A 3,704-nucleotide genomic window follows, 5' to 3' on the forward strand; every position below is an offset into this window, starting at 1 on the left:
ATGTGCATGCAATGACGTTAACAGAATCGTCCTTCGGTTAACAGAGGGTGGTGCTAAGAATTGTGGGTAATCGAAAGCGACATGGGTCGTTTACGAGGAACACGTATGGAACAAGCGTCCCCAGTCGTAGTCGACCTTATCCGGATAGAGCCGGTCTACGCCGGCACCAGGTGTAAATGTCAATTCGCCGAAATAGATTCTGTCGCCTAGCGCATAGAGATCCACCCGCACATAGTCGAAGTCGGCAGCGAGGGCCTTGGCGGTGGCCAGTATCTGACCCAGATTGTCCGGGCGTGGGGCAGGTGTAGGGCTTGTAAAGAAACCTGCAACGGCGATGTCCAGAAGATTCCAGTGCTCGTCGAAGAAGTCGCCGCACGGACGCGGCGTGAAGCGGTCAGAAACTCGCATGATGTACGCTTTCTTCTTTCCCGTGCGCTCGGTGAAGCAGTGAACTTTGATGTCGGCCGGCACGTCGCCGTGTTCGTCCAGCAACAGTTGCTCGAAGAAGAGACGTGGCCTGATGCCCTTATAGTGCCGCTCTCGTGCAATGCGATAAAAGTTCGTGGATAGCCAGTGCGCCGCGAGCGCATGGAGTTCTTCGAAGGTGGTCTCAGACTTGTCGCGCACGATCTTCACAAAGTTGCTGGCATGATTGACCTTCATCACAAAGGACCGAGGCAAGGCGTCGAAGTCGGCTCTGGTGAATGGCTCCGGGGTTGCCAGCAACGGAATGAGATACGCGTCGCCGATGGTGCGGGTTACGTAATCACGCACCAGGAGTTTGTCCGCGAAATGTGCGAAGCACGGATCCGGATGCAGACACCGATGCAGGATCTTCTCGTTGAAGGTGAGCGGGTGCTCGACGTTGGGAAAGCGGCCGACCTTGCGCCGATGCGACAGGCTCAAAAACATCGCGTCCGGAAGTAAATCTTTTACGCGACCCTTTAAAGACTCGGCGATTGACATGTCTTCGTCTCCCGACACAAGCCGGCGTCAGCTCCCGAGTTGTGCCATTCTCTGCAACGCAGACTTCTCCGTCAGCGCGACGTTGGACTACCGGCTGCTTAAATTACAGACCCACCCGGTGCCCCTCAATTTGCTGCGGCGATTGAGCTTGCTCTGACTGTCTCACACTTTGGTTGGACCCGGGCTCACCCGCACCATATTTGGGCACTGCACACATCTCTGTTCGCCCGCCCACAGTTGGATGACATAACGCAAACCGCAAATCGCAAGAGTCACCGCATCGCCGTTCACTCCAGTTGGGTCTCTCGGAAGATAGGTCGGGCCGGACAACGGCAAAGGACGAATGGATCACGCGTCCGACCGCTGAGCCTATTGCGACCAGGACCTTAAGCGATGGGAGTTCGGCATCATGGATAGCAGCGCGCCGAAAGGGTGTGATTCACGCGCGCTCAGCCCCCGCCGATGCCGTGCACGACCTTGCCAGTGCCGCCACTAGCCGGTCGAGAATCGCGTCGGCGAGCGTTGGATCCCCGATGGCGGTACGCCAGCTGCCGACTGGAATCTGGCTGGCGACGATCACCGAGCGCCGGCCATGCCGGTCATCGACCACTTCAAACAGATCGCGTCGCGCCAAATCCGACAGTGGCGCCATGGCCAGGTCATTCATAACGAGGATGTCGGTTCTGGCCCGCTGGCTGAGCAGCTTCGCGTAGCCACCACTACCGTGCGCGATAGCCCTCTCCTCGTTGAACTCGGGCATGCGCAGATAGCAGACGGAGAAACCCTGACGGCCCGCGTGATTGACCAGCGCGCATCCGAGCCAGCATTTACGAGTCCGGTTGGCGAGACCAGAATGATGTACTGGGATGTCATATTCCAAGCCGGCAGACGCTGATCTCGCTCAGGACCAGCGCAGCAATGAAACTGTGGAGACTGTGCGCAAACGACGGCGTGTTGGTTAGGCGCGCGGCAGTGTTGTCCCGGATTCTTCATCAGGGTCCTTGGCGCTTCGCGGTTGCTCGTCACCACCGTCGCTCAACTCATCGAGCTTGATCTGCATCGCGGCTGTGTCGCGGTTTTGCGTGTTCTGGATCAAGAAAACCATCAGGAACGTGACGATTGTGGTCGACGTATTGATCACGAGTTGCCAGGTGTCGCTGTAGTGGAAGACCGGCCCCGTGATCGCCCAAGCCACCACAAGGAAGACGGCCAGTACGAAAGTGGCCGGCCTACCTGTCATTGTGGAGAGGTAGCTTGCCAACTTCGAAAACCATTTGCTGTTCATCACGATCTCCGGTAGTTGATCAACCTCAGGATGATCCTACGGCGCCGGCAACCTCTATCTCAAGTAAATCAGACGGGTTTGCAAATTTGCAAACGAGGGCGGATTGCCAGCCCCTGCCGCACATCAAAGCTGGCGGGGTCCACGAAGGCAAGCGACGCGGCTTGGGATCAAGAGCCGCCCGGACCGGTATCGATCATGAGGCGCAATGCGTATGGATCGGGCGGGACGCCTGAGACGCACTCGCGTACGGTAGGGTCCGTACGTCAAGGCACGGCGGCGGTCTGTCTGATTGAACAAAATGCTTCGTCGGCTTGCTGGGCTCGACGCGACCGAGCAGCTCTCGCGTTCAACGGCTGTCGTCAATAAGGCATACTGGCGCAGGCGCGTCGAGGACGTCGCGGACCGCTCAAATGGTGATCTCGCCCTCGTAGAGCGCGCGGCCAGTTTGCTTCGTGTCGTGGACAAACTACCGGACCCTTAGTGACCTGCGGCGCGGTCGCCTACGGAGAGTCAACAAACCTCGATCGGCACGCGCAGTGTACGGTGCGCCACAGTGCCATGCGGCCGATAGCGTGAATATAGAAAAACATTACAACGCGAGAAGCTTCCGTGCGCCACCAGACTTTGAGCCAGATAGCGAGCCGCTACACAGTCTTGATCAATGAGACCAATCGGCACCCGCCCGGACGGTATCCCATCGTGCTACGTTTGCAGGTGCTGGGGTTTATCCATGAGACGGAGCGCTGGCTAGTACTCGATGCTCATGAGCGGGACCTCCTTGCTGCTGCACGCACTTTGGGGGAGGCTGGCGACCCGAAAAGTGCTCTATTCAAGTTGCACGAATTGCTAAACGCACGGCTGCGTTAGGCCGCTTTGCGTCCTTCGGCTTTGTCCCGCCTTCGCATGAGCGCCATGTTTCACGTCAGCCTGGCGCCAGTGTGTAGGCCACAACAACGCTCAGAGTAGGTGTACTGTGCTGCCTGGCCGTAGAAGGGTTTCCAGAAGCCAAACAGTCCGGGACCCGTTCGCCTACCCTGCTTGGCCTGAACCCAGATCGGCGCCAGTCGTCGGATCGGAACTTGCGTCCGATGCGGTGCGCGAAGCCAATGCTTTCAGGACCGGATCCAATGCACGGCGCCGATACACCGTCAATCGCCGGTTCAGCTTTCGACTACATGGTTTAAACCGATGCGCGCCCCGTGGGCGGACAAGTGCGATAGGCTCCAGCGTCTTCAGAGGCTTCGCTGACCACGACCAGCCTGTACCTGCATATCGACGATGACCGGCGGCACCCGGAAACGGAAGACAAGCACCAGCAACGCACCGGTCTGGCGTGCTATTCCGCGGGTCAGCGCTCGAACACTCGCCTAACTTAAGGCTGTGCTGAAGAAGCGGGGGTTTTCACGGGATCGTCGTTGCTGATTCCACGATGCGAGAATGGCGACGCGCTCGC

At 58.5% G+C, this 3,704-nt stretch carries 2 protein-coding genes and 1 pseudogene; all 3 read right to left on the reverse strand.

The features are described from left to right. Positions 1-90: 90 nt before the first annotated feature. The gene (locus AWB67_RS34945; RefSeq protein ID WP_087660490.1) at positions 91-966 is read right to left on the reverse strand and encodes an ATP-grasp fold amidoligase family protein; all 876 of its coding nucleotides are present in this window, start codon (positions 964-966) and stop codon (positions 91-93) included. Positions 967-1,405: 439 nt separating this feature from the next. Continuing rightward, positions 1,406-1,846 (reverse strand): ATP-binding protein, encoded by a 441-nt coding sequence (locus AWB67_RS34950; protein WP_327367054.1) that lies wholly within the window; start codon positions 1,844-1,846, stop codon positions 1,406-1,408. 156 nt (positions 1,847-2,002) lie between these two features. Beyond that, positions 2,003-2,251: pseudogene (locus AWB67_RS34955) on the reverse strand (low affinity iron permease family protein); the annotation flags it as partial. Between the last annotated feature and the right edge of the window lie 1,453 nt (positions 2,252-3,704).

Source organism: Caballeronia terrestris, from assembly GCF_001544515.1.
Taxonomy (GTDB): domain Bacteria; phylum Pseudomonadota; class Gammaproteobacteria; order Burkholderiales; family Burkholderiaceae; genus Caballeronia; species Caballeronia terrestris.